The sequence below is a fragment of the Martinezella calliandrae genome, from assembly GCF_030272695.1.
Classification (GTDB): Bacteria; Pseudomonadota; Alphaproteobacteria; order Rhizobiales; family Rhizobiaceae; genus Rhizobium; species Rhizobium calliandrae.
Window position 1 is genome coordinate 16,363 of record NZ_JARFYN010000003.1, and the last position, 23,137, is coordinate 39,499.

The 23,137-nt window shown below is 60.5% G+C and carries 19 protein-coding genes; 7 read left to right on the forward strand and 12 right to left on the reverse strand.

Going from position 1 to position 23,137, the window contains the following annotated elements; genetic code table 11:
- Positions 1-52: 52 nt before the first annotated feature.
- The 4 genes from murJ to mutS all read right to left on the reverse strand — a co-directional run bounded on the left by murJ (position 53) and on the right by mutS (position 7,704).
- Positions 53-1,657 carry a murein biosynthesis integral membrane protein MurJ gene (gene murJ, locus PY650_RS03025; RefSeq protein ID WP_285877589.1) on the reverse strand — a complete coding sequence of 535 codons (1,605 nt, stop codon included), beginning with the start codon at positions 1,655-1,657 and terminating at the stop codon, positions 53-55.
- Positions 1,654-4,569: a [protein-PII] uridylyltransferase gene (locus tag PY650_RS03030; RefSeq protein WP_285877590.1), complete on the reverse strand. Its 2,916-nt coding sequence runs from the start codon at positions 4,567-4,569 to the stop codon at positions 1,654-1,656. Before PY650_RS03030 ends, murJ begins: the two co-directional genes overlap by 4 nt.
- Positions 4,570-4,725: 156 nt before the next feature.
- Entirely contained in the window at positions 4,726-5,019 is a 294-nt protein-coding gene (locus tag PY650_RS03035; protein ID WP_285877591.1) for a hypothetical protein, read from the reverse strand.
- Between the two features lie 27 nt (positions 5,020-5,046).
- Positions 5,047-7,704: a DNA mismatch repair protein MutS gene (mutS, locus tag PY650_RS03040; RefSeq protein ID WP_285877752.1), complete on the reverse strand. Its 2,658-nt coding sequence runs from the start codon at positions 7,702-7,704 to the stop codon at positions 5,047-5,049.
- A gap of 197 nt (positions 7,705-7,901) precedes the next feature.
- On the opposite strand from mutS, the gene PY650_RS03045 reads away from it, so the two are divergent.
- Positions 7,902-10,190 carry an NADP-dependent malic enzyme gene (locus tag PY650_RS03045; RefSeq protein ID WP_285877592.1) on the forward strand — a complete coding sequence of 763 codons (2,289 nt, stop codon included), beginning with the start codon at positions 7,902-7,904 and terminating at the stop codon, positions 10,188-10,190.
- A 78-nt stretch (positions 10,191-10,268) separates the two neighbouring features.
- A complete protein-coding gene (locus PY650_RS03050) occupies positions 10,269-11,678 on the forward strand; it encodes an adenylate/guanylate cyclase domain-containing protein (protein ID WP_285877593.1) in 1,410 nt (469 codons plus the stop codon).
- 35 nt (positions 11,679-11,713) lie between these two features.
- Here PY650_RS03050 and olsB read toward each other — a convergent pair whose 3' ends face one another.
- From olsB to PY650_RS03075, 5 genes are all read right to left on the reverse strand, one after another.
- Positions 11,714-12,592, reverse strand: coding sequence for a l-ornithine N(alpha)-acyltransferase (gene olsB / locus PY650_RS03055; RefSeq protein WP_432761481.1), 879 nt, complete (start codon positions 12,590-12,592; stop codon positions 11,714-11,716).
- 232 nt (positions 12,593-12,824) lie between these two features.
- Positions 12,825-15,113 carry an ATP-binding protein gene (locus tag PY650_RS03060; protein WP_285877594.1) on the reverse strand — a complete coding sequence of 763 codons (2,289 nt, stop codon included), beginning with the start codon at positions 15,111-15,113 and terminating at the stop codon, positions 12,825-12,827.
- 55 nt (positions 15,114-15,168) lie between these two features.
- Positions 15,169-15,672, reverse strand: coding sequence for a signal peptidase II (gene lspA / locus PY650_RS03065; protein ID WP_285877754.1), 504 nt, complete (start codon positions 15,670-15,672; stop codon positions 15,169-15,171).
- 11 nt (positions 15,673-15,683) lie between these two features.
- Positions 15,684-16,544 (reverse strand): TrmH family RNA methyltransferase, encoded by an 861-nt coding sequence (locus tag PY650_RS03070; protein ID WP_285877595.1) that lies wholly within the window; start codon positions 16,542-16,544, stop codon positions 15,684-15,686.
- Positions 16,541-17,695 (reverse strand): class I SAM-dependent methyltransferase, encoded by a 1,155-nt coding sequence (locus PY650_RS03075; protein WP_285877755.1) that lies wholly within the window; start codon positions 17,693-17,695, stop codon positions 16,541-16,543. The genes PY650_RS03070 and PY650_RS03075 overlap by 4 nt, the downstream gene beginning before the upstream one ends.
- A 114-nt stretch (positions 17,696-17,809) precedes the next feature.
- Between PY650_RS03075 and PY650_RS03080 the strand changes: the two genes are divergently transcribed.
- Complete coding sequence (locus PY650_RS03080; protein ID WP_285877596.1) at positions 17,810-18,262, forward strand: SRPBCC family protein; 453 nt, start codon at positions 17,810-17,812, stop codon at positions 18,260-18,262.
- An 87-nt stretch (positions 18,263-18,349) separates the two neighbouring features.
- Positions 18,350-18,748, forward strand: coding sequence for a GNAT family N-acetyltransferase (locus tag PY650_RS03085; protein ID WP_432761482.1), 399 nt, complete (start codon positions 18,350-18,352; stop codon positions 18,746-18,748).
- A gap of 29 nt (positions 18,749-18,777) precedes the next feature.
- Here PY650_RS03085 and PY650_RS03090 read toward each other — a convergent pair whose 3' ends face one another.
- The 3 genes from PY650_RS03090 to sppA form a co-directional block, all read right to left on the reverse strand.
- Positions 18,778-19,110 carry a LapA family protein gene (locus PY650_RS03090; RefSeq protein ID WP_285877598.1) on the reverse strand — a complete coding sequence of 111 codons (333 nt, stop codon included), beginning with the start codon at positions 19,108-19,110 and terminating at the stop codon, positions 18,778-18,780.
- 156 nt (positions 19,111-19,266) lie between these two features.
- Positions 19,267-19,572, reverse strand: a complete 306-nt coding sequence (locus PY650_RS03095; protein WP_004120746.1) for an integration host factor subunit beta — start codon at positions 19,570-19,572, stop codon at positions 19,267-19,269.
- Positions 19,573-19,598: 26 nt separating this feature from the next.
- A complete protein-coding gene (gene sppA / locus PY650_RS03100; protein WP_285877599.1) occupies positions 19,599-20,549 on the reverse strand; it encodes a signal peptide peptidase SppA in 951 nt (316 codons plus the stop codon).
- Positions 20,550-20,877: 328 nt separating this feature from the next.
- On the opposite strand from sppA, the gene lptC reads away from it, so the two are divergent.
- Genes lptC through lptB form a run of 3 tightly spaced genes read left to right on the forward strand, consistent with a single transcriptional unit; the run spans position 20,878 to position 23,049 of the window.
- Entirely contained in the window at positions 20,878-21,564 is a 687-nt protein-coding gene (gene lptC / locus PY650_RS03105; protein ID WP_285877600.1) for an LPS export ABC transporter periplasmic protein LptC, read from the forward strand.
- Positions 21,561-22,223, forward strand: a complete 663-nt coding sequence (locus PY650_RS03110) for an LptA/OstA family protein (RefSeq protein ID WP_285877601.1) — start codon at positions 21,561-21,563, stop codon at positions 22,221-22,223. The genes lptC and PY650_RS03110 overlap by 4 nt, the downstream gene beginning before the upstream one ends.
- A 46-nt stretch (positions 22,224-22,269) precedes the next feature.
- The gene (gene lptB, locus PY650_RS03115) at positions 22,270-23,049 is read left to right on the forward strand and encodes an LPS export ABC transporter ATP-binding protein (RefSeq protein WP_285877756.1); all 780 of its coding nucleotides are present in this window, start codon (positions 22,270-22,272) and stop codon (positions 23,047-23,049) included.
- Positions 23,050-23,137 lie beyond the last annotated feature (88 nt).

A 23,137-nucleotide genomic window follows, 5' to 3' on the forward strand; every position in this document is an offset into this window, starting at 1 on the left:
TTCCTTCTCCCCGCCCTTTCTGCAAGCTCAGGAGCGGGGCAAAGGTGCTTGGTTACTCCCCATTCACCGCTTTTGCGTCGGTAGCTGCAGTCGCTGCAGGCTTGCGGTTGATATTGCGGCGGATCATGCCGAGGTCGGCGCCGCCGATGAGGAAGGCGACTGCGAAGTAAACCACCATAGAAATTCCGATCAGCAGGCCGAGGGTGGCGACCTTGGTCAATAACGACGCGCCGGAGGCAAGCCAAGGCTGCCAGCGATGCTGCAGATAGACGATCAGCGCTGTCATCACCCCGGCAGAGATCAGCAACATAACGGCGCGGCGAGCGAGCCCCCATTCCCAGACGAGATGGCCGCGTCGCAGCAGCGTCGTGAACAGCAGCACGGTGCTGATCCAGCCGGCGGTCGCCTCGGCGACCGCGATACCCGGCGCGCCGAAATAGGGGAAGAGGCTGAGGGCGGTGGCGCAGTTGATCGCCACCGCGATACCGGAAAAGCGCATCGGCGTCCTGGTGTCCTCGCGAGCGTAGAAGCCCGGCTGCAGGGCCTTGATCAGCACGAAAGCGGGCAGGCCGAGGCCATAGATGGCCAGGATTGAGCCGACGAGGAGGGTATTTTCCTGATGGAAGGCGCGGCGCTCGTAGAGCACGCGGATGATGTCGTCCGACAGCACCCAAAGGGCCATGGCTGCTGGTAAGGTCAGGAACAGCACGAACTCGATGGAACGATTCTGAAGATTGCCGGCCTCCTTGAGATGTCCGGCTTTCAGCGCGCGGGCCAGTTCGGGCAGCAGCACGACGCCGACCGCGACGCCAACGACGCCGAGTGGCAGCTGATAGATGCGGTCCGCATATTGCAAGGCGGCGATCGCGCCTTCGCGGCTGGAGGCGATGGCCTGGCCGATCATCTGGTTGATTTGCGTGATGCCGCCCGTGACGGCGGCAGGTACGGCGAGGATGAGCAGCCGCTTCACATTCGGCGTGAAGCGCGGCCAGCGGAAGCCAATGTTGATACCGGCATAGCGCACGCCGATATAGACAACGAGCAACTGCAGGATACCGGCTGCCAGCACGCCCCAGGAGAGATACCAGGCGGTTTCCAACGGCGCGGCCCCGAAATAGAGGGAATAAAACAGAGCGCCAATCATCACCACATTGAGGAAGATGGGAGCCACGGCGGCCGCGAAAAAATGATGCAGCGAATTTAGCATGCCACTCATCATCGCAGTCAGCGACATGCACATGAGATAGGGGAACATCACAGCGGCCATGCGCACCGTGATCGAGAATTTTTCCGGATCGTTGGCGAAGCCGGGAGCGATGACCCAGCGCACGATCAGCGGCATTCCCAGTTCCATGACGACACTGATCAAGAACAGCACGGAAAAGAGGACGCCGAAGACCTCTTCGGAAAAACGCTTGGCGCCATCGATGCCGTTCGCCTCGATCTCCTTGGCGAAGAGTGGCACGAAGGCGGCGTTGAAGGCACCCTCGGCAAACAGGCGACGGAACAGGTTAGGGAAGCGGAAGGCTGCATAGAATACGTCGGCCATTGGTCCCGTGCCGAGAGCAGCGGCCATCAGCGTTTCGCGGGCGAACCCGAAGATGCGGCTTCCAAGCGTCGCGCCGCCGACGGTGATGAATTTCTTGACCAGACTCATGCGGCTGAACCGGCTTTCTTTTCAGTATTAAGTTTTTCAACGGCAGGCGACCGCGTGACAGCGGGCGCGATGATACCGGACGGCATGCGCTCGCGCATCTCGTCCTCTTCACCGGCCATCACCGCCTTCAGGCGCGCGGTGATGTTGGCTCGCTTGTTTTCATTGGAGATTTTCTGCCCAACGAGATCGGTCACATAGAAGGTGTCGATGACCTTTTCGCCGAAGGTGGTGATGCGCGCCGACTGGATGTCGAGCGACAGATCCGAGAGAACCGCGGTGATTTCCGACAGAAGGCCGGGGCGGTCGAGGCATTCGACCTCGATGACGGTGAACTTGTTCGACAGGCTGTTGGAGATCGTCACCGATGGCGGAATGACGAAGGCCTTGTTCTTGCGGCGGTTCTTGGTGCGGGTGGCTATGACCTCCGGCAGGCGTTTGCGGCCGGCAAGCACGTCTTCGATCATTTTGCCGATGGTGGCGGCGCGCCGCAGCTCGTCCGCATCGTCGGCGAATTCGCGGCTTACATGGATGGTGTCCAGCGCACGACCGTCCGACGTGGTGAAAATCTGCGCATCCGCGATATTGGCGCCCGCGGCGGCGCAAGCGCCGGCGATCACGGTCAAGAGGCGCGGATGGTCAGGCGACAGCACGGTAATTTCCGTGATGGCGTGGAAACTGTCCGTGCGCACCATGGTCGCCAGAACCTGACCCGATTTATCGGTCTGGCGAATGAATTGTGTATGGCGGATCTGATCTTCCAGCGGCACAGACAGGAGATAGGGCTGGTAGTGCAGCTTGACATAGGCCTTGCGCTCCTTCTGGCTCCAGTCTCCCAGCGCCTTTTCGAGCGCTTTGGCGGCTTCCTCCGCCCGCTCCTTGCGCGAGACTTCCGAAAAACCGCCGGCAAGCAGCAATTCGGTCTCGTAGTAGAGCGTGCGCAAAAGCTGGCCTTTCCAGCCGTTCCAAACACCCGGGCCGACGGCGCGAATGTCGCAGACGGTCAAGATCAGCAGCATCTTTAATCGATCGAGCGACTGCACCCGGTCGGCAAAATCGATGATGGTCTTGCGGTCGGTGAGGTCACGGGTCTGAGCCACCATCGACATGGTCAGGTGCTCCTGGATCAACCAGACGACCAGCTCGGTCTGCTTCGGCGACAGGCCGAAACGGGGGCCGAGCTTGCGCGCCACCCTGGCGCCGGCATCCGAGTGATCCTCTTCCCGGCCCTTGGCGATATCATGCAACAGCACAGCGACGTAGAGCGCATCGCGGTCTTCAATGCCGGGCATCAGCTTGTTGACCAGCGGATGGATCTCCTCGGCCTTGCCCTTGTCGATCTCCGAGAGCACGTCGACGGTGCGGATAAGATGCTCGTCGACCGTATAGTGATGATACATATTGAACTGCATCATCGAGACGATCTTGCCGAATTCCGGAATGAAGCGGCCGAGCACGCCGGCCTCGTTCATGCGGCGCAGGATCAACTCCGGATCGCGCTTCGAGGTGAGGATGGCCAGGAACAGGCGGTTCGCCTCTTCGTTCTCGCGCAGGTCGTTATCGATCAGCCCCAGCGAACGGGTGACACGCTTCAGGGCGTCAGGATGAAATTCCAGCCCGTTGATGTCGGCGACGAAAAACAGCCTGATGAGGTTCACCGGGTCGCGTTTGAAAACATCGGGATGGGCGAGTGCGATGCGGCCACGGTCCTCGACGAACTCGAGCGTGCCTGGGATCTTGCGCGAGCGATGCGCGAAGCGGCTGATGACGCCGGTCAGCCCCGGCGTCGCCTTGGCCTGCTGGTCCTCAAGCGCCGCACAAAGGATGCGCGTGAGATCCCCCACGTCCTTGGCGACAAGGAAGTAGTGCTTCATGAAGCGTTCAACAGCGGAAAGGCCGGGGCGGGCATGATAGCCAAGCGCCTCGGCAATCTCGCGCTGGATGTCGAAGGACAGCCGCTCCTCAGCCTTGCCGGTCAAGAAGTGCATATGGCAGCGCACGGCCCAGAGGAAATCCTCTGCCTTCTGGAAGAGGCGATATTCCTGCTTCGACAGCACCCCGAGCTTTACCAGATCGGCCGCATCGCGGACATGGTAATAATATTTCGAGATCCAGAACAGCGTATGCAGGTCGCGCAGACCGCCCTTGCCTTCCTTGACGTTCGGCTCGACCAGATAGCGGGTGTCGCCTGCCTTGCGATGGCGTTCGTCGCGCTCGGCGAGTTTGGCGGCGATGAATTCCGGGCCAGTATTGGTGACGATTTCCTTGTCGAAACGCGTTTCCAGCTCGCGCGCCAAGGGCTCATTGCCGCAGATATAGCGCGTTTCGAGGATGGCGGTGCGCACCGTCATATCGGACTTTGCTTGGCGGATGCATTCTTCAAGCGTGCGCGTGGCATGGCCGACCTTCAAGCCCATGTCCCAAAGCATGTAGAGAATGAACTCCACCGCCTTGTGGGTCTCCTCCGCGGGCTTCGGCTTGAAGAGGAAGAGAAGGTCGATATCCGAGCCCGGCGCGAGCGTGTCACGGCCATAGCCGCCGACGGCAGTGATGGCAAAGCCGCCCTTCTGCTTCGGATAGACGTGGCGAACCGTGAAGTCATAGAGGGCGGTAATGATCTGATCCTGCAGCCAGGAAATGCGGTACGCGCAATCGAGCCCGCCGCCTTCTTCGGAGAGCAAGCGGCGCGCCTTTTCGCGGCCCTCCTGGCTTGCCTTCTTCAACAGAACAAGAAGAGCGGAGCGCTGGTCCTTATTGTCCTCATGGCACTTGGCGAGGGTCTCGCATTCCGCCCACAGCGCGGGGACGTCGAGAATGGCGGAAAAATCGATGTCATGCGTCACCATGCTCTGCCGACCGGGATCCTGTTCATTGACCGCGGCCCATTTCCGGCGCGCCTGTCTTTTCGTCTGCATGCGCTATAGCCTCTTTGCCCGGCGATTTACACAGGCATTCTACGCCCGAATCCTCATAATTCAGCCTGAGCCAAATTCCCGAATCAGTGGCTTCGGGACTTCTATCGGGCCAAAGTAGACGAAGGATGACGGCTGTTGATGCAGAAATCGGCAGTTTTAGGGCTGCGGCGCCTCAAGCGACCGTCTGAGTTCGGTTATGCTATATAATATATTTCGCGATTGGGCGCCGATCTGCACCAACATTTCCCGTTCACATTCCCAATAGCCGGCCTTGGCGATGTTTGAGCTGATGTCGGAAATCCGGCTGCAGGACAGGGCGATATTGAGGAGCCCGCGATCGGATTCGCAGTCCGGCGGATCGCCCTCGCCGCAGATCTTGCCGCGGGCCGCTATGGGAGAAAAACGCTCGGCAAGGATGCGGACCTCGGCGAGAAGATGTTCGATATGCATCGGATTATCCTTGGAAATCGCCTGTTGTCAGCCGGCCTTGTTCAGAGTCTTCTTCAGTTCATAAAGCGTATCGAGTGCGGCGCGCGGCGTCAGGTCGTCAAGATCGAGCGCCTTCAGCGCCTCCTCGACCTTGGACGGCCCTCGCGCGCCGGCCGCTTCCTCGCGGCGGACCGCGACCTGGAAAAGTGGCAGGTCGTCGATCAACTGGCTTGCGGGATTCTTGCGGTCGGCATCCTCCAGACGCGTCAGAACGTCGCGGGCACGCGCCACCACCGAAGCCGGCAGGCCGGCGAGCCGCGCCACCTGAATACCGTAGGAACGGTCGGCAGCACCCGGCCCAACCTCGTGCAGGAAGATCACGTCACCGTCCCACTCCTTGACGCGCATCGTGGCATTTGAGAGCCGGCCAAGCTTTTCCGACAATACCGTCAGTTCGTGAAAATGAGTGGCAAAGAGACCGCGGCATCTGTTGGCCTCGTGCAAGTGCTCGACCGCCGCCCAGGCGATCGAGAGACCGTCGAACGTCGCGGTACCACGGCCGATTTCATCGAGAATGACCAGCGACCGGGCGGTCGCCTGGTTGAGGATCGCCGCCGTCTCGACCATCTCGACCATGAAGGTGGAGCGACCCCGCGCCAGATCGTCCGAAGCACCGACCCGTGAGAACAGCCGATCGACGATGCCAATGTGCGCGGAATCGGCGGGCACGAAGGACCCCATCTGCGCGAGGATGGCAATCAGCGCATTCTGGCGCAGGAAGGTCGATTTACCGCCCATGTTCGGCCCGGTCAGTAGCCAGATCGCGCCGTCCTTGCCATCCGCCGTCGGCGATAGGTCGCAATTGTTGGCGACGAAGGGGCCGCCGGCTTGCCGGCGCAGTGCCTGCTCGACCACAGGATGGCGGCCACCGCCGATCGCAAACATCCGGCTATCGTCGACCACCGGCCGGCAATAGCCCTGTTCCTCGGCAAGCAACGCCAGCCCGGCCGCGACATCGATCACCGATAGCGCACGAGCGCCGGCCTTGACCACCTCGGCCTCCGCCACTACGGCTATCACCATGCGATCAAAGGCCTCCAGCTCGATCGCCAGCGCCTTGTCCGCGGCGTTGGCGATGCGGCTTTCAAGATCGGCAAGCTCGGTCGTGGTGAAGCGCATAGCATTGGCCATGGTCTGGCGATGGATGAAGCGCGCCTTCGCCTCGGCAGTATCGGTCATCGGACCGGCGTTGCCGGCCGTGACCTCGATGAAATACCCGAGGATGTTGTTGTGCTTGATCTTCAGCGATTTGATGCCGGTTTCCTCGGCATATTGCAGTTGCAGTCCGGCAATGACCCGGCGCGACTGGTCGCGCAGCGCGCGGACTTCGTCCAGCTCGGCATTCGCGCCCTCCCGCAGGAACCCGCCGTCGCGCTTCAACTGCGGCAATTCATCAGAGAGCATGCCGGCAAGCAGCGCTTCGAGCTCGGCGGGCAAGGCCCGGAGCCCGGCAAGTGCCGCCGCCAGTTCCTCGGGAAGCAATGCGCCACCCAGCAGATCGGCAACGCCGGCAGCTGCGCCAAGCCCTTGGCGGATCGCCCAAAGATCGCGCGGGCCACCGCGGTCAAGCGCCAGACGCGAGAGCGCACGAGGCATGTCCGGCACATGTTTGAGTGCGGTCCTGAGATCGCCGCAAAGCGAAGGCTCTTCGGCGAAAAAGCTGATCGAATCCAGCCGTTCGTTGATGCGCGCCGGGTCTGTCAGCGGTGACATCAGCCGCTCGGCAAGCAGACGCGCACCACCGCCGGTTACCGTGCGGTCGATTGCCTTCAGGAGCGAACCGTTGCGGTCACCGGAAAGAGTGCGCACCAGTTCGAGATTGGCGCGGGTGGCGGGATCGACGAACAGCGTCGATGCGCCACTTTCGCGCTCCGGCAGCCCGAGCGGCGGTCGCTCGGCAAGCTGGGTCCTTTCGACATAGGCGATGGCGGCAGCGGCGGCGGCAAGCTCGGCGCGGCTGAAAGAGCCGAAACCGTCCAACGTCGAGACGTCAAAATATCTGGTAATGCGGCCCTCGGCGCTGGCGCTGTCGAAAAGCACGGCCGGTTGCGGCACGGCGGTGCGGCCGAGCACGTCCAGGACCGGCTTCAGCTCGGGATCGTGGAACATCGTGTCGGGCAGGATCAGCTCGCGCGGATCAATGCGCAGGATATCGGCGAGCAGCCGGGAGGCTTCCGTCTCGGCCAATCGGAAAACGCCCGTCGAAATATCGATCCAGGCGAGCGCCAGTTGTGGCTCCGCGCCGCCGCGAATGCGGGCGAGCGCCATCAGATAGTTGGATTCCGAGGGCGACAGCAGCTTTTCCTCGGTAATCGTGCCCGGCGTCACCAGACGCACGACATCGCGCCGGACCACCGACTTGCCGCCGCGCTTCTTCGCCTCCGCCGGGTCCTCCACCTGTTCGCAAACGGCGACTCGGAAACCAAGCGAAATCAGCTTCTGCAGATAGTCGTCGGCGGCATGCACCGGTACGCCACACATGGGAATATCCTGCCCCATATGCTGTCCGCGCTTGGTGAGCGTGATGCCGAGCGCGCGCGACGCATCAACGGCGTCCTCGAAGAACAGCTCGTAGAAATCGCCCATGCGATAGAATAGCAGCGAACCGGGATTGTTCGCCTTGATCTCAATATATTGCTCCATCATCGGCGTGGCCGAAGCGCGACTTTCTTCCGAGGCAAGCTCGGTAGCCGAGAAAGCATCGATGCTGGCAATTATTCGTTCGTTCACGGAGGTGCAGTTTTTCCCAAAAAATGAGGTGCCACCCTACCCGCGCGCCGCTATAGAAGACAACAGCTATCGGGCAAGAGGGACCGGTCGCCCACAGGAGGTTTGGAGGATACATGTCTGATACAACCAGCACGCCGCGTCCGGGAACAGGGGTCACCGATCAGGAAGCGCTCGACTTCCACAAGCAAGGTCGCCCCGGTAAAATTGAAATCAATCCGACCAAACCGATGGCGACCCAGCGCGATCTTTCGCTTGCCTATTCGCCGGGCGTCGCCGTACCGGTGAAGGCGATCGCCGCCGATCCGGGAACGGCCTACGACTATACGTCCCGCGGCAACATGGTAGCCGTCATCTCCAACGGCACGGCCATTCTCGGCCTCGGCAATCTCGGAGCACTGGCCTCCAAGCCGGTCATGGAAGGCAAGGCCGTTCTCTTCAAGCGCTTTGCCGATGTCGATTCGATCGACCTCGAAATCGATACCGAAAATGTCGACGAGTTCATCAACTGCGTCCGCTACCTCGGCCCCTCCTTCGGCGGCATCAATCTCGAGGATATCAAGGCTCCTGACTGTTTCATCATCGAACAGCGCCTGCGTGAGCTGATGGATATCCCCGTATTCCACGACGACCAGCATGGCACCGCGATCATCGCCGCCGCCGGCCTGATTAATGCGCTGGAACTGACCGGTCGCGACCTCAAGACCACCAAGCTCGTCTGCAACGGCGCAGGCGCTGCTGCGATCGCCTGCGTCGAGCTGATCAAGGCGATGGGTTTCAACCCTGACAACATCGTGCTCTGCGACACCAAGGGCGTGATCTACCAGGGCCGCAGCGAAGGCATGAACCAATGGAAATCGGCGCATGCGGTGAAAACCGACAACCGTACGCTGGCGGATGCAATGAAAGGCGCCGATGTGGTTTTCGGCTTGTCGCAGAAGGGTGCCTTTTCCGCCGAGATGATCCGCTCCATGGCCGAGAGGCCGATCATCTTCGCCATGGCCAATCCCGATCCAGAAATCACGCCGGAGGAAGTCGCCCGCATCCGCGATGACGCCATCATGGCGACCGGGCGCTCCGACTATCCGAATCAGGTCAACAACGTCCTCGGCTTTCCCTATATCTTCCGCGGTGCGCTGGATGTGCGCGCTTCGACGATCAACGATGAGATGAAGATCGCCGCGGTGAAGGCCCTGGCCAACCTAGCACGCGAAGATGTGCCGGACGATGTGGTCGCCGCCTATCAGGGCACGAGACCACGTTTCGGGGCGCAATACATCATCCCCGTGCCCTTCGATCCGCGCCTGATTTCGGCAATCCCAGTCGCCGTCGCACAAGCCGCGATTGAGAGCGGCGTCGCCCGTCGGGCCATACCCGACATGGCCGCCTATGCCCGCGAACTCTCGGCCCGACGCGACCCGATCGCCTCGACGCTGGCGCAGCTCTACGAACGCGTGCGCCGGCATCCAAAACGCATCGTCTTCGCCGAGGCTGAAGAAGAGCAGGTCATGCGCGCCGCTTTGTCCTATGCCAATCAAGGGCTCGGCACCGCCATCCTGCTCGGCCGCGAGGATCTGCTCCACGCCACTGCCGAACGCGCCGGGATCGATCTTACCCGGCCTGGCCTCGAGATCGTCAACGCCCGCATTTCCAAGCGTGTGGAGGCCTATATCGACTACCTCTACGCCCGTCTGCAGCGCAGAGGCTATCTGCACCGCGATGTAACGCGTCTGATCCACAACGACCGCAACCATTTCGCCGCCTGCATGGTGGCCCTCGGCGATGCCGACGGCGTGGTGACAGGCGTGACACGCAACTATTCGACCGCGCTCGACGACGTACGCCGCTGCATCGACGCCAAGCCGGGGCACCGGATCATCGGCGCGTCGCTGGTGCTTGCCCGAGGCCGCACGGTCATCGTCGCCGACACCGCCGTGCACGACATGCCGACAGCAGAGGAACTTGCCGATATAGCCGAGGAGGCCGCCGGCTTTGCACGACGCTTGGGCTATGAACCGCGCGTCGCCATGCTCGCCTACTCCACCTTCGGACATCCCTCGGGCGAACGCTCCGAACGGGTGCGCGAAGCGGTGAACATTCTCGACAGGCGCTATGTCAATTTCGAATTCGACGGCGAAATGGCGGCCGATGTGGCGTTGAACCGCAAGATCATGCAGACCCAGTATCCGTTCGCCCGCCTCTCCGGGCCTGCCAACGTGCTGGTGATGCCGGCCTTCCACTCTGCGTCGATCTCCACGAAGATGCTGCAGGAACTCGGCGGCTCCACCGTCATCGGCCCGCTGCTGGTCGGCTTCGACAAGCCGGTGCAGATCACCTCGATGGGGGCAAAGGATTCGGATATTGTCAACATGGCCGCCATCGCCGCCTATGGGGCTGGAGCGTAGTCGGGAGCTCTCAGGCGGCGGAGCCGGCGGCCGGAGAAAGGCGATGGCCGCCGGGTCAATTCGGTGTAAAATGTGCCAATGAGTGAAGCTCAGCCCCTATTCGGAGTGCTGCGCCATTCGGCGCGGCCGGAAATTGTCGATGCCATTGAGCGGCTCGTCCTTGAGGCACCCGACCGCAAGCTCAACCGCGTGAACGCGCTTGCCTTCGCGGCCGACCATGGTTTCGATGAAGAGCAGACAATCAACGCTTTCCTGCATGCATCTCGTCTCGGCCTCTTCGAGATATCCTGGAATGTGCTTTGCCCCGGTTGCGGTGGAGTGTTAGATGCCAACACCTCGCTGAAAACTGTTCAGAGCGACAGTTATAACTGCGCGCTTTGCGCCGCCGGCTATGAGCCGACGCTCGATGAGATGGTCGAAGTCACGTTCACCGTCAGCCCCCGCGCACGCCACATCGAGGCCCATAATCCACACGAATTGCCGCCGATCGAATATTTTCGCCAGATCTATTGGGGCTCGGGCGTCGATCTTCCCGATGAAGGTTACGGGGAGACGGTCGACCAATTCATTCTGGAGGCGCTGGAACTGCCGGCCGGAGAAAAAGCTGTCGTGTCGCTTCAATTGCCGGCGGAATACGTCATCATCTTCGAGCCGGTCACGCACGCGGCACTATTCCTCGACGTGAAAGGCGAACCGTCGAAGGAGCGGCAATCCATCTCACTGGTGTTCGATCGGATGCACCGGCACAGTGAGCCCATGACCTTGCGACCCGGCCCCCTACGCGTTCTGATGGAAAATCATACGGACGTTCGCACATTGCCGTCGATCTGCGTGGCCAATGACGCGCTTCACGGCCTGCTGGGTAAGCGGCGCCCGTTCCTGACGGCCAAACGATTGCTTTCCAACCAAACCTTCCGCGATATCCATCGCACGGACACGATCGACGTGGACCAGCGGCTGAAGATCACCAGCCTCACCTTCCTTTTCACCGATTTGCGCGGTTCGACCGCGCTGTACGAAAGGGTCGGCGACCTTGCGGCCTTCGATTTGGTGAGGACCCATTTCAGCATCCTGCAAGAGATCGTCGGCGCAGAAGCCGGTGCGGTCGTCAAAACCATCGGGGATGCGGTCATGGCGACGTTCCCAACTCCAGACCGGGCATTGGTCGCGGCGACACGGATGCGCGAAGCCATGCTCAGCCTCAATAAGGAGCGCGGCAACGACGATCTTCTTCTAAAGATCGGTATCCACGAGGGACCATGCATTGCGGTAAGCCTCAATGAGCGGCAGGACTATTTCGGACAAACAGTCAACATCGCCTCTCGCGTGCAGCATCTTGCCACTTCGCACGAAATATTCGCCACCGGCTCCGTACTCGACAACCCTAGCGTCGCGAAATTTCTGACGACGCGCGGCCTGAAGCCGCAATCACATCACGTCTCGCTCCGCGGCATTACGGATGAGATCGATATTTTTGCCATTCCCTGAGGATGTGCGTTGCCTGCCAACCGGGCATGCGACGATTAGCTCGCGAAGCGACCGGCGTCGGCGCCGTAATAGTTGACGTAGCGGTCCGAAATGCTTTCGATCGGCAGGACGATCAGGACGTCGGTCGTGTTGAATGCGTGATCGACGACGGCCGTGGAGCCGACCATCGCGCCGAGCCGAAGATAACCCTTGATCAGCGGCGGCAGCGCCATCAGCGCCTTCTTGGAATTGACGGCTTCGACCGGCATCAGGTCCATTGTGCGGGCGAGCGAGGGCAGCGCGCCGACAGCCCATTCGTCCTTTGCGCTAACGTTATGGTAGAGGAAGGATAGAGCCAGGGCGTGCTGCTCCGGACGTATGCCGGGGAAAGAGGCGCAGCCGAACATGGCGTTCATGCCGTGTTTCAGCGAATAGGCCCAATTGCCCTGCCACAGCAGTTCCACAGTGCGCTTGGTGCGGTATTCCGGCAGCACGCAGGAGCGGCCAAGCTCCATGAAACGCTTGTCGGGGTGACGGGCGAGCAGGGCGTCAATGTCGAATTCCGAAGAGGAATAGAAACCGCCATTTGCCATCGCCACATCCTGACGCAGCAGGCGATAGGTGCCGACGATCTGGTCTTCCGAATCACCTTCCAGCGAGCAGTCCAGCACCAAGAGATGGTCGCAGATCGAATCCCAGCTATCGATATCGCGCTGCCGACGCATAGCGTCGGCCGGCAATTGGGCGTTCATCTCCTCGACAAAGACGCGATAGCGCACGGCCTGAGCCGCGTCGATCTCCCGCGCCGTGCGAGCAAGGCGTGTTTCTAGATTTCCGATGCGTCCGAACACATCGCTGGCAACCGGCGCAACCGTTGCCTTAGAGGACTGAACCATTTCGCCCTGAGCTTCGCGATTCAAAATTTCGATGGACATGGCGATTCCCCCCGTGCGGGTTGATATAGCGCCATAAAGCAAATTCGTGCGACAGGAAAGTGACATGGTGCTTCGCGAAAAGCAAGAACCGTGCCTGTTTCAATTGTCAACCCGGAGCGAAGTCCTGGAGTTTCAGGGGATCCGCTTAAAAAGTGCGCGGCTGCTTCCGAACAAGACCGTCGTCAGTCAAACAAGCGATCCGGAATGGTGATTCAATGGCCGATTATTTGCTTTAAGCGCGTCCGATAGCCTGCTTCGACAGGCCTTGCACCTCGGCAATCAGCCGCTTGGGGTCGACTGGCTTGACGATGACGGCGTCGGCTCCGGCCAGCAAGGCCTGGCGGCGGATAGCGTCGCGGCTGTCGGCGGTCAGCACGATTACAGGTAGAGGTGAAAGGCCATAGCGGCGCTCCAGCGCTCTCAGTTGGGCGAGCATCGCCGCCCCCTCGCCGCCGGGCATGGTGAGATCGGTGACGACGACATCCGGGCGATTCTCGCTATTTTCAGCGCGGGCGAGCAGGCCACCAAAATCCTCGACAAGGCGAACCCTGTGGCCAGCTTTGGCGAGCATGGCGCGCACCAGCATGGCATTGACGGGATCATCTTCCCCGAGCAGGACGTTGAGGGCGATATCGGTCGCTTCCGCCGTCACAAGACCGAATTCGGGCGGGCTGTCGTTCAGCAAGTCGCGTTTCTCCATGCCGCGCATGCGACCGCTCAGCACATCGATCAGCGATTGTTCGCGCAGGGGCCGAATCAGCCAGGCATCGAAAAGATCGAGCGGATGCGTATTGCGTTCCTCGGGATTGACGAGAAAGATCTTTCTAAGGCCCGAGGCGGCCAGCTCGGCACCTTCCCGGAAATACCAGGGCGCCATGCGATGATCGACGATGAGGTCCGTCAACGGCCCGTCTTCGCCGCGGGCAGAGCGAACCAGACCTTCCAGGTCGTCGGGGCCGATCAGGCGGCAGCGACCGCCAAGCGTGCGGATGGTCTCGGCGATTGCGGCGCTTGCCGCCCCTTCGGGTGCGAGCAGCAGGACGCGGGACGCTTCGAGCAGGTCATCGCGCCTGCCGCGGTCATCTTCTTCGGCCATCATGGAAACAGGAAAGCGGATGGTGAACGCGCTGCCCTTGCCTCGCTCGCTGGCGACGCTCAATGCGCCACCGAACTCGCGCAGGATGCGGGCTGAGATTGCAAGCCCGAGGCCGGTGCCGGCGCTTCTGTCCAGCACATTGCCGGCCTGTTCGAACTCGCCGAAGATTCGGGCCTGCTCTTCCTCGGTCATTCCCGGGCCACTATCTCGGACCGATATCACCAAATCATTGCTATCGAGGCCGGCACGGATCAGGACGCCGCCGGTTTGCGTAAATTTCACCGCATTGCCGATAACATTGAACAATACCTGGCGTAGCCGGGCGGGATCGAATTCCATGGTTTTGGGAACGTTCGCTGCAACGGTCGCGGCGATCTCGATGCCCTTTTCATGGGCGCGATGCGCGAGCATCTCGACGACGCCTTCCAGCAGCGGCCGTAGATGTTCAGCGCGCGGGCGGAGCTGGAAGCGGCCGACTTCGATCGTCGAGAAATCCAGCAGATCTTCGACGAGCTGCACGAGGGCATTGCCGGACTGGCGGATGCCGGTCAGGTAGTTGGCTTGCTCCGGCGTCAACGGGGTCTGGGCAAGCAGGTGGTTCATGCCGAGAATTCCCGACAGCGGCGTGCGGACCTCGTGGCTGACGGTGGCGAGCAACCGCGATTTGGCGGCGCTGTTATACTCCGCCTTCAGCCGTGCTTCTTCGCGAAGGCGTGCAACTTGTCGCTCCTCGGTCACGTCGCGGGCGACGCTCTGGATCCTCAACTGTCCGCTGGCGGGATCACGGAACATAACATCATGCCAGGCAAAGACACGCGGGCCCTCGGGCGAGGAAATCTCGGCGTCCTGACGCTCGGAAGCTGTCGCGGCGCGGAAGACAAGTCCCGCCTCCTCAAGCGTCAACCCTTCCGGGTTGGACTTGCCGGTCAGTTTGCGGAAGGTGGCATTGGCGTGGATGATGCGGCGTTCGATATCACGCGTCACGGTGATATCGCCAAGCGCATCGTGGATGGTGGCGAGCAGGCTTGTGCTTTCGTTGCTCTCCCAGAGACGGTCGTGCTCGTGTTCGCTGAGCGTCAGCGCATCCGTCACAATCTTGCGGGCAGCATTCCGCCTGCCGAAGATACCGGCAACGACGATCGTCAGGGCAATCAGGCCGAGCAGCGCGGCAAGCGCCAGCGGGCCAACCGCATAGCCGACCGAAATGAGCGCCACGCCGGCGATCAGGCCGCCGCCGTTCAGCCAATGACGCTGCAGCCATTGAGGAAGCGTGGATTGCGACGCATTCCGTATATTAGCCGGCGCAATATCAATCGGATCAGCGGTAATGAGGGGTACGTCTTTGGCCGACCGCTCGCGCGGCTCGGTGTGGTCGTCGGCGATGGCGGCGACAAACTTTTCCTGCAGGTTTGCCAGAGTGCTCATGTAGGCTTGCTAACATGCCCACTCTTCCCGATGCCTTCAGGGATTCGCTAGAATTTTACCCTTTCGCCTTTTTCGGCAGAAGCAGTTCGTCCAGGATGACGCAACCGGCACCTACGGTGATAAAGCTGTCGGCGAGATTGAAGACGGCGAACGACCACGTCTGCGTGTGGAACAGAATATAGTCGATTACATGCCCGTAGAGGAACCGGTCGACCAGGTTGCCGAGCGCGCCGGCAATGATCAACGCAAAGCCCACATGGGCGAGCCAGCGATGATTGGGCGTACGCCGCCAGAGCCAGAGCACGAAAACCACGATGACGAGCCGCATGCCGACGATGAACCAGCCGTCCATGCCCGACAGCATCGAGAAGGCGACGCCGAGATTATAGGTGCGATAAAGCGCCAGCATCGGAATAACCGGCACCATCTCCTGCAAGGGCAACCAAGTGTCGACCATGATCTTGACGGCCTGGTCAAGGACGACGGCGATCATGATGAAAATCAGGATCGGCAAAGGCCGGGAAAACAGCGCTGGTTTTGCGGGCGTCTGTTCGTTCATCTCGCTGTCGGTCATCGCGTCTCACTGAGGGTCAGAAGATGGCGGCGGGCTTCGAACAGCATCACTGCCGTCGCCACCGCTAGGTTGAGGCTGTCGGCGCGGCCCGCCTGCGGGATGCGGGCAAGCGCATCGGCCTCTTTCGCCAGGGCATCCGGCAAGCCGGACTGTTCATTGCCCATCAGCAGCACCACGGGTTTTTTCTTATAATCGATCGTGCGATAGTCGACGGCGCCCGCCAGATGGGTGGCTACGACGGAAACGCCTGCCGTCCTCTTCCAGGCCAGAAATTCGTCCGGCGCCGCCTTGACGACCGGAACTGCGAAGACCGAGCCCATGGTTGCCCTCACCGTTTCCAACGAAAAGGGGTCCGTCGTCTCGCCAACGAGGATGACGCCAGAGGCACCAGCTGCATCCGAAGTGCGGATGATGGTGCCGAGGTTGCCGGGATCACGCACGCGATCAAGCGCCACCCAGGTGTCACCGGCCTTCGGCTTGACATCCCGAAGCGGCCGCCAGCGCTGATCGAATATGCCGACCACCATCTGCGGATTATCGCGGCGGGTGATCGAGGCAATGACCTTTTCACTGACTTCGAGCACCAGCCCGCCGGCAGCGACGGTCTTGGCAGCCACCTGCTCGACCAAAGGCTTGCCCTTGGCAGCCTTGGCATAGACCAGCGTGCGAATGGTCCAGCCGAGCTCCAGGGCGTCGATAACCAGCTTCAGGCCTTCCGCCAAGAAAGCGCCGCTTTCCTCGCGCGACTTCTTGTTGGTCAGCGCCTTGATGTCCTTGATGATCGGATTGGCAAGGGAGGTAACCTCCTTGACATGTCCGACTTTGCGAGGCCCGTCTCTGCGGAAATCGTGGTTCATTTCGGCACCCAACGGCTGAAGAGGGATGTAGAGAGCGCCCGGCTCGGCGATTTGCCGTCAAGGCCCGCCTCGCGGATGACCAGCTCGCCGGACTCGACAACGCCGCCGGCGCCGCGCATGGTTTCGCGCATCAGCTCATGGATCGAATAGAAGCTGGCGCGGATAGAGTATGCCGTCAGCACCAAACCAAGCGCCTTGGGCGACAGGATCTCGCGGCAGATGTCGAGCATCGACGGCAGGTGTTCGAAGAGATGCCAGACCTCGCCGTTCGGGCCGCGGCCGAATTTCGGGGGGTCGGTCAGAATGATGTCGTATTTGCTGCCCCGCCGTTCCTCGCGCAGGATGAATTTCATGGCGTCTTCGCAGATCCAGCGGATCGGCAGTTTTTCCATGCGGCCAAGCGCCTGGTTTTCCCGCGCCCAGCCAATCGCCTTCTTCGAGGCGTCGACATGGGTCACCTCGGCGCCGGCAGCGGCGGCGACCAGCGAGGCGACACCGGTGTAGCCGAAGAGGTTCAGCACCTTCAGCGGCCGCTTCGCCGCTTCGATCTGCTCCTTCATCCAGGTCCAGTGGACGATTTGCTCGGGAAAGACGCCGACATGACGAAAGGCAGTGAAGCGGCCGAGGAAATCGATGCCAAGCAATTGCAGCGGCCAGGTCTCGCCGAGCACTTCGCGCTGAAACCGCCAGCGGCCCATGCCGTCCTCATCGGTATCGCCGGTGAAGATCGCATCGGCATTGTCCCAGACATGGGCGGCGAGCGATGGCTGCCACAGCGCCTGCGCCTCCGGCCGGACGATGCGATGGGGACCGTATTGCTCGAGCTTCAAGCCGTTGCCGCTGTCGATCAGGTGGAAATCTCCGGCACCCAGGGATTCGAGGATGACGGGCACACGCTCAGCCGGACGCTCGCCGTTTCTGACGATCAACGGGCGTTCGGGCGCTGCCGAAACCGATGCAGCAACCCGCGGCTCCGCCGTCCGCTCGTTGCGGTTGCGCGCGGCTGGCGCGGACCTGGTGCCGTCATGCCGTGCGGGTTTTGCCGGTGGCTCGCCGGTCTTGAGGGGCGCGTCACGCCTGACATCCCTTTGGGGCTTTGCGCCGGGGCCGCCCACGGTTTTCGAACCGGGTCGCCGTTCCTTCTGTTTCACCATGCTTGTCTCAAAATTGATATGTGCGTGCAAATAGCATCTGGCCGCTACTTGGCAAAGCGCTTTCCGATCTGCGATTATCCCCGGACGAAATGCCAGATCGGGAGGATTGCCATGGATATGACCGGTGAAGAACGGATTGCCGCGCCGAGGGACGTCGTATGGGCCGCGCTAAACGACCCCGAAATTCTGAAGCAGTGCATTCCCGGCTGTCAGAGCCTGGAAAAGATTTCGCCGACCGAACTGACGGCAACAGTGAAATTGAAGATCGGCCCGGTCTCCGCTTCCTTCAACGGTGAAGTGACGCTATCCAATATCAACGCACCGGAGAGCTATACGATCTCCGGCGAAGGAAAGGGCGGTATTGCCGGCTTTGCCAAGGGCGGGGCTGATGTCACCCTGGAAGAGGAAGGCGGCGAGACGATCCTGCGCTATGAGGCCAAGGCCCTGGTCGGCGGAAAGATCGCCCAGCTCGGCTCGCGGCTGGTCGATTCCAGCGCCAAGAAACTGGCTCAGCAGTTCTTCGCGGGTTTCACCGCGGCCCTCAACGGCCAGGCCACCGCCTGATTGCGGTCGTCATCTGACGCCACATATAGGCCGATCATGATGTCGAAATCAGATCTTTGGACCATCCGGCCGGCATGCGTGCGGGACATGGATGTTCTCGCAGATATTTATCTCCGCGTGCGCCGCATCACCTTTCTTTGGGTCGATCCAGGCGATTTTCACGCTGCGGATTTCGTCATTCATACACAGGGAGAGCGGATCTTCGTCTGCGAGGACCGGAACGGTGTGATCGCCGGCTTCCTGACGCTGTGGGAACCCGATGATTTCATCCATATGCTCTATATCCTGCCAGAATTTCAGGGCTTTGGCGCCGGCAAGGCGCTCCTCGCTGCACTGCCGGAATGGCCCAATCGGCGCTACCGGTTGAAATGCCTGGTGAAGAATACGCGGGCGATCGCCTTTTACCGCACCCTCGGTTTCAAGATCATCGGCGATGGCTCATCGCCGGAAGGCGATTACAAGGACATGCGGCTCAGCGGCGGATAGAATGTTCAAGTGAACACCCGGCGCTATCGTCACTTTGACGGAAGCTGGCCGGCGATCTGTTCGGCGCGGCTGCGATGTTTGTCGGCTTCGGCCTGCCAGCGCACGGCTTCGCGCTCATGGTTGCGGGCGAGCTTTCGGTGTTTGCCCTGATTGAACCAGGTGACCGCTGCGCCGACCAGCATGCCGATGATTAGCGCAACAAACAACAGCACGAAAAGCGGCGCGTTCAGCGACAGCACCTGATCGTCGGGTCTGAATGGATTGAGCGCAAGCGTGACGAACTGGCGGTTGGCCACGCAGAAGATGACGAGGATGATACCGAGCGGCAGCAATATCAGCAGGTTGATGATCTTCTTGGCCATTGCGAACGCTCCTTTGTCCAGGCGCATCCGTGCCATGCACTCCTAACGCCTATAGCCGCAGAATAAGAAAGACCGGGCCGAGTTCAAGTGCCATCCGGTCGCGGCACAATCATGTCCACCGAGGACATTCGCAAGGAGTTTGGTCAAGAACGACTGTTAATTGTCGTCTTCTTCGTCGCCGGCGCCGGGATTAAGGCGCTCGCGTAGTTCTTTTCCGGTCTTGAAAAAGGGAACCCATTTTTCTTCAACGAAAACCGTATCGCCCGTGCGCGGGTTGCGACCGGAGCGCGAGGGCCTGTTTTTGACGGAAAAAGCGCCGAAACCGCGTAGTTCCACCCGATTTCCGGCAGCAAGCGCATCGGTGATCTCGTCGAGGACAGCGTTGACGATATTTTCGACGTCCCGGTGGTAGAGATGCGGGTTACGTGCCGCAACAATCTGCACCAATTCCGACTTAATCACGGTTGCCCCCTTAAATCATTGATTTATCAATTGGCTGCACCCTGCCAAACAGAAAGCAGGCCGTCAAGAAACAACTTCTCGGTCATAAATTTCTGGAGATCCTCTCCCTTCATAAAATCATCATAACCGAGGAGATTTAGCAACCGGGAAGCGGCGCCGGACCATGAGAAGAATGAGGTTTTGTCCTCAGCCTTCCAATCGACGATCGGCAAGTCCTTTTTGACCTTGCGCGTCGCGAGATAGGCGCGAATTTCATCCTCGCCGCCGATTGTGTCGATCAGCTTGTTCTGCAGTGCCTGCCGGCCCGTGAAGATGCTCCCGTCTGCGAGTTTCAGCACGTCCTCGCGCGGCAATTTGCGACGGTCTGCGACGAGATCGACGAACCAGGCATAGCTGTCCATGACCATGTTGCGGATCATGTTCTTGGCTTCCTCGGTCGCCGGATGGAAAGGCGACGGCTCTGCCTTCAGCGGCGCTGACTTGATATCTTCCAACGAGACTCCGAGCTTGTCGAGCAGGTCCTTGGCCTGCGGATACTGAAAGATTACGCCGATCGACCCGGTGATCGAAGTGTCGCCAGCAACGATGTCGTCACCCGCCGTGGCAATCATATATCCGGCAGACGCAGCCACGGTGCGGATATCGGAGACAACAGGCTTCTTCGCGGCAACCGCGCGAATGGCCTTGAAGATACGCTCGCCACCATAGGTGGTGCCGCCGGTCGATGAAATCGACACGATCAGCGCCTTAACCTGATCATTGTCCTGAATCCTCATCAGCCGCTGCAGAAGTTCTTTGTCGTCCAGGATGAGCCCGTTAACCTCGACGCGCGCGATCTGCGGTCCGCGCAGCAGATCACCGGCGACGAAACGGAAAAGCGCAAACCCGAGCGCCACCAGGAGAAGAACGGCGATGACGCGCCAAAAGCCAAGCTTGCGGCGCAATTGTCGCCGATCTGCGATTGCAGAACTGTCCATGACGCCTTATCTCTCCCCTTGTCACAAATTGGATATACGACGAACCGGATATACAACACCTTGAAACGGGCATAATCCTTAGCAAAAATCCACGCTAATTTTCAGGAATATGCTGTGGGCCTTCGGCCCCGCGTTTGGTCAGATAGGGCGATGGTCGACAGGGCGAAACGGCCACGCATTATATTTTTTGCTAAAATTGCTTGTCGCAGACAAAAAATCCATATTGGCAAGCCAATGCAATAATGCGAAACGATCTGGCAGGCTTGTTGGCACAGTCTGTGCATGACTCGAACGTGTTTTTCCGGATCAGAGAAGACGGACCTGTTGCATGCTCAATACTATAGAGACCTCCGGCCAGCCGATCAGCGCCGACCTAGGAAGAAATGCGTATAGGGACGCAATCTTTCATTCTGCGCGCGTGAGAAGACTGAGGATCCTGCTCCCGGTGGCCGCATTGATCATCTCGCTGATCTTCATCGCGGTGTCAGTCGTGCGCGCATATCTGCCGGAGAACATTCAGATCGAGGGCGCTAAGATCGAGGACGGCAAGGTCGTAATGGAGCGTCCGGCCATCGCCGGCCGCAACAAGGACGGCATCAACTATTCCCTGCTTGCAGAAAAGGCGCTGCAGGACATCAAGAATCCCAATATGATCACGCTCAAGACCATCAAGGCCTCGATGCCGGTCAACAACCAGGTGATCGCGCATGTGACAGCCCAAAGCGCGGATTTCGACCGGCAAGGCGACACGCTGAAGCTGACCGCGCCCTTTACGATCCTGATGGACAACGGTTTGCGCGCCGAATTCAAAACAGCGTTCCTCGACGTGAAGAAGGGCGACCTCTCCAGCCAGGATCAGGTTGCAATATATCGAGGAGGCATGTCGGTTGTTGCACAGTCGCTCAAGATGACGGATAAGGGAAGCGTAATCGAATTCGACGGGCAGGTTCAGATGCATATCGAGCCAGCCACACTCCATAATTCAGCTAGCGAGCAACAGCCGGGCGGTTCATGACAAACGATTGGCGACATTCCCTTTTCAATTCCGGCCTGCGCAAGGCTGGCATTTTTTGCGCGCTTGGCGCACTTGCAATTTTTATGGCAACTGAAGCCGGCGCCCAGGCGACGACGAGCAATATGCCCGGCTTGAAGCTTTCCAAGGATCAGCCGATCCAGATCGAAAGTGACAAGCTGGAAATCCACGATGCACAAAGCCAGGCGGTATTTACCGGTAATGTTAAGGTCGTCCAGGGCACCACGACGATGCAGGCCGGCAAGATGACGGTCTTCTACAAGAAGAAGCAGCCCGCCGACGCCAATGCCAAGTCGACAACCGATAATCCGGTCGCAAATGCTGCCAAGCAGCAGAACCAGTCACTGGTCTCCGGCGATGCTGACATCGATCACATTCTGGTCACCGACAAGGTCTACCTGGTCTCCGGGACGCAGACGGCAACGGCTGATGACGGATCCTTCGACATGGCCAACCAGCTCGCCATTCTCAACGGCCAGAAAGTCGTGCTGACCGACGGTCCGAACGTGTTTACTGGCTGTAAGCTCACCGTGCATATGGCCACGGGCGAGGCGCAACTGGATGCCTGCGGGGGCCGCGTCCAGATCCAGCTCGATCCGAAGTCGCAGCAAGTGCAGCAGCAACAGCAAAAAAAGAACTGATCCCGGTCTCCTCGTGACAATATCGACCACACCCACCCTGCCCGGCATGCCCGGATCGACCCATGCGACATCCGGCACCCCGACGGCGGACAAAGCGCGCTACCAGGGCACCCTGATCGCGCGCGGCCTCACCAAGACCTATCGCACACGGCGCGTCGTCAACGGCGTCTCGCTTGTAGTGCGGCGTGGCGAGGCTGTCGGCCTGCTCGGGCCGAACGGTGCGGGCAAGACGACCTGCTTCTACATGATCACGGGGCTGGTACCGGTCGATGAGGGCACGATCGAGATCGACGGCAACAATGTCACGTCGATGCCGATGTACCGTCGCGCTCGCCTTGGAGTCGGTTACCTGCCGCAGGAAGCTTCGATCTTCCGTGGTCTTACGGTGGAGGAGAACATCCGCGCCGTGCTTGAAGTCCATGAAAAGGACAAGAACAAGCGGGAGCGAAAGATCGACGAGCTGCTGGAAGAATTCCACATCCGCAATCTTCGCACGGTGCCGGCAATTGCTCTTTCGGGCGGCGAGCGGCGGCGTCTGGAAATCGCCCGCGCATTGGCCACCGATCCGACCTTCATGTTGCTCGACGAGCCCTTTGCCGGCGTCGACCCGATCTCGGTCGCCGATATTCAAAACCTCGTGCATCACTTGACGGCTCGCGGCATCGGCGTGTTGATCACCGACCATAACGTCCGTGAGACGCTTGGTCTTATCGACCGCGCCTATATCATCCATGCCGGCGAAGTGCTGACCCATGGTCGGGCCAACGATATCGTCAGCAATCCGGAAGTTCGCAAACTCTATCTCGGCGACAATTTCAGCCTTTGATGAGCCTGGGTTGAACGGCAGCGCCTCGTGCCTTACCAGAAGGCGCGAGGCGCCGGAAATTCATCGTCCCGTCACAGTTCCGCTTGAC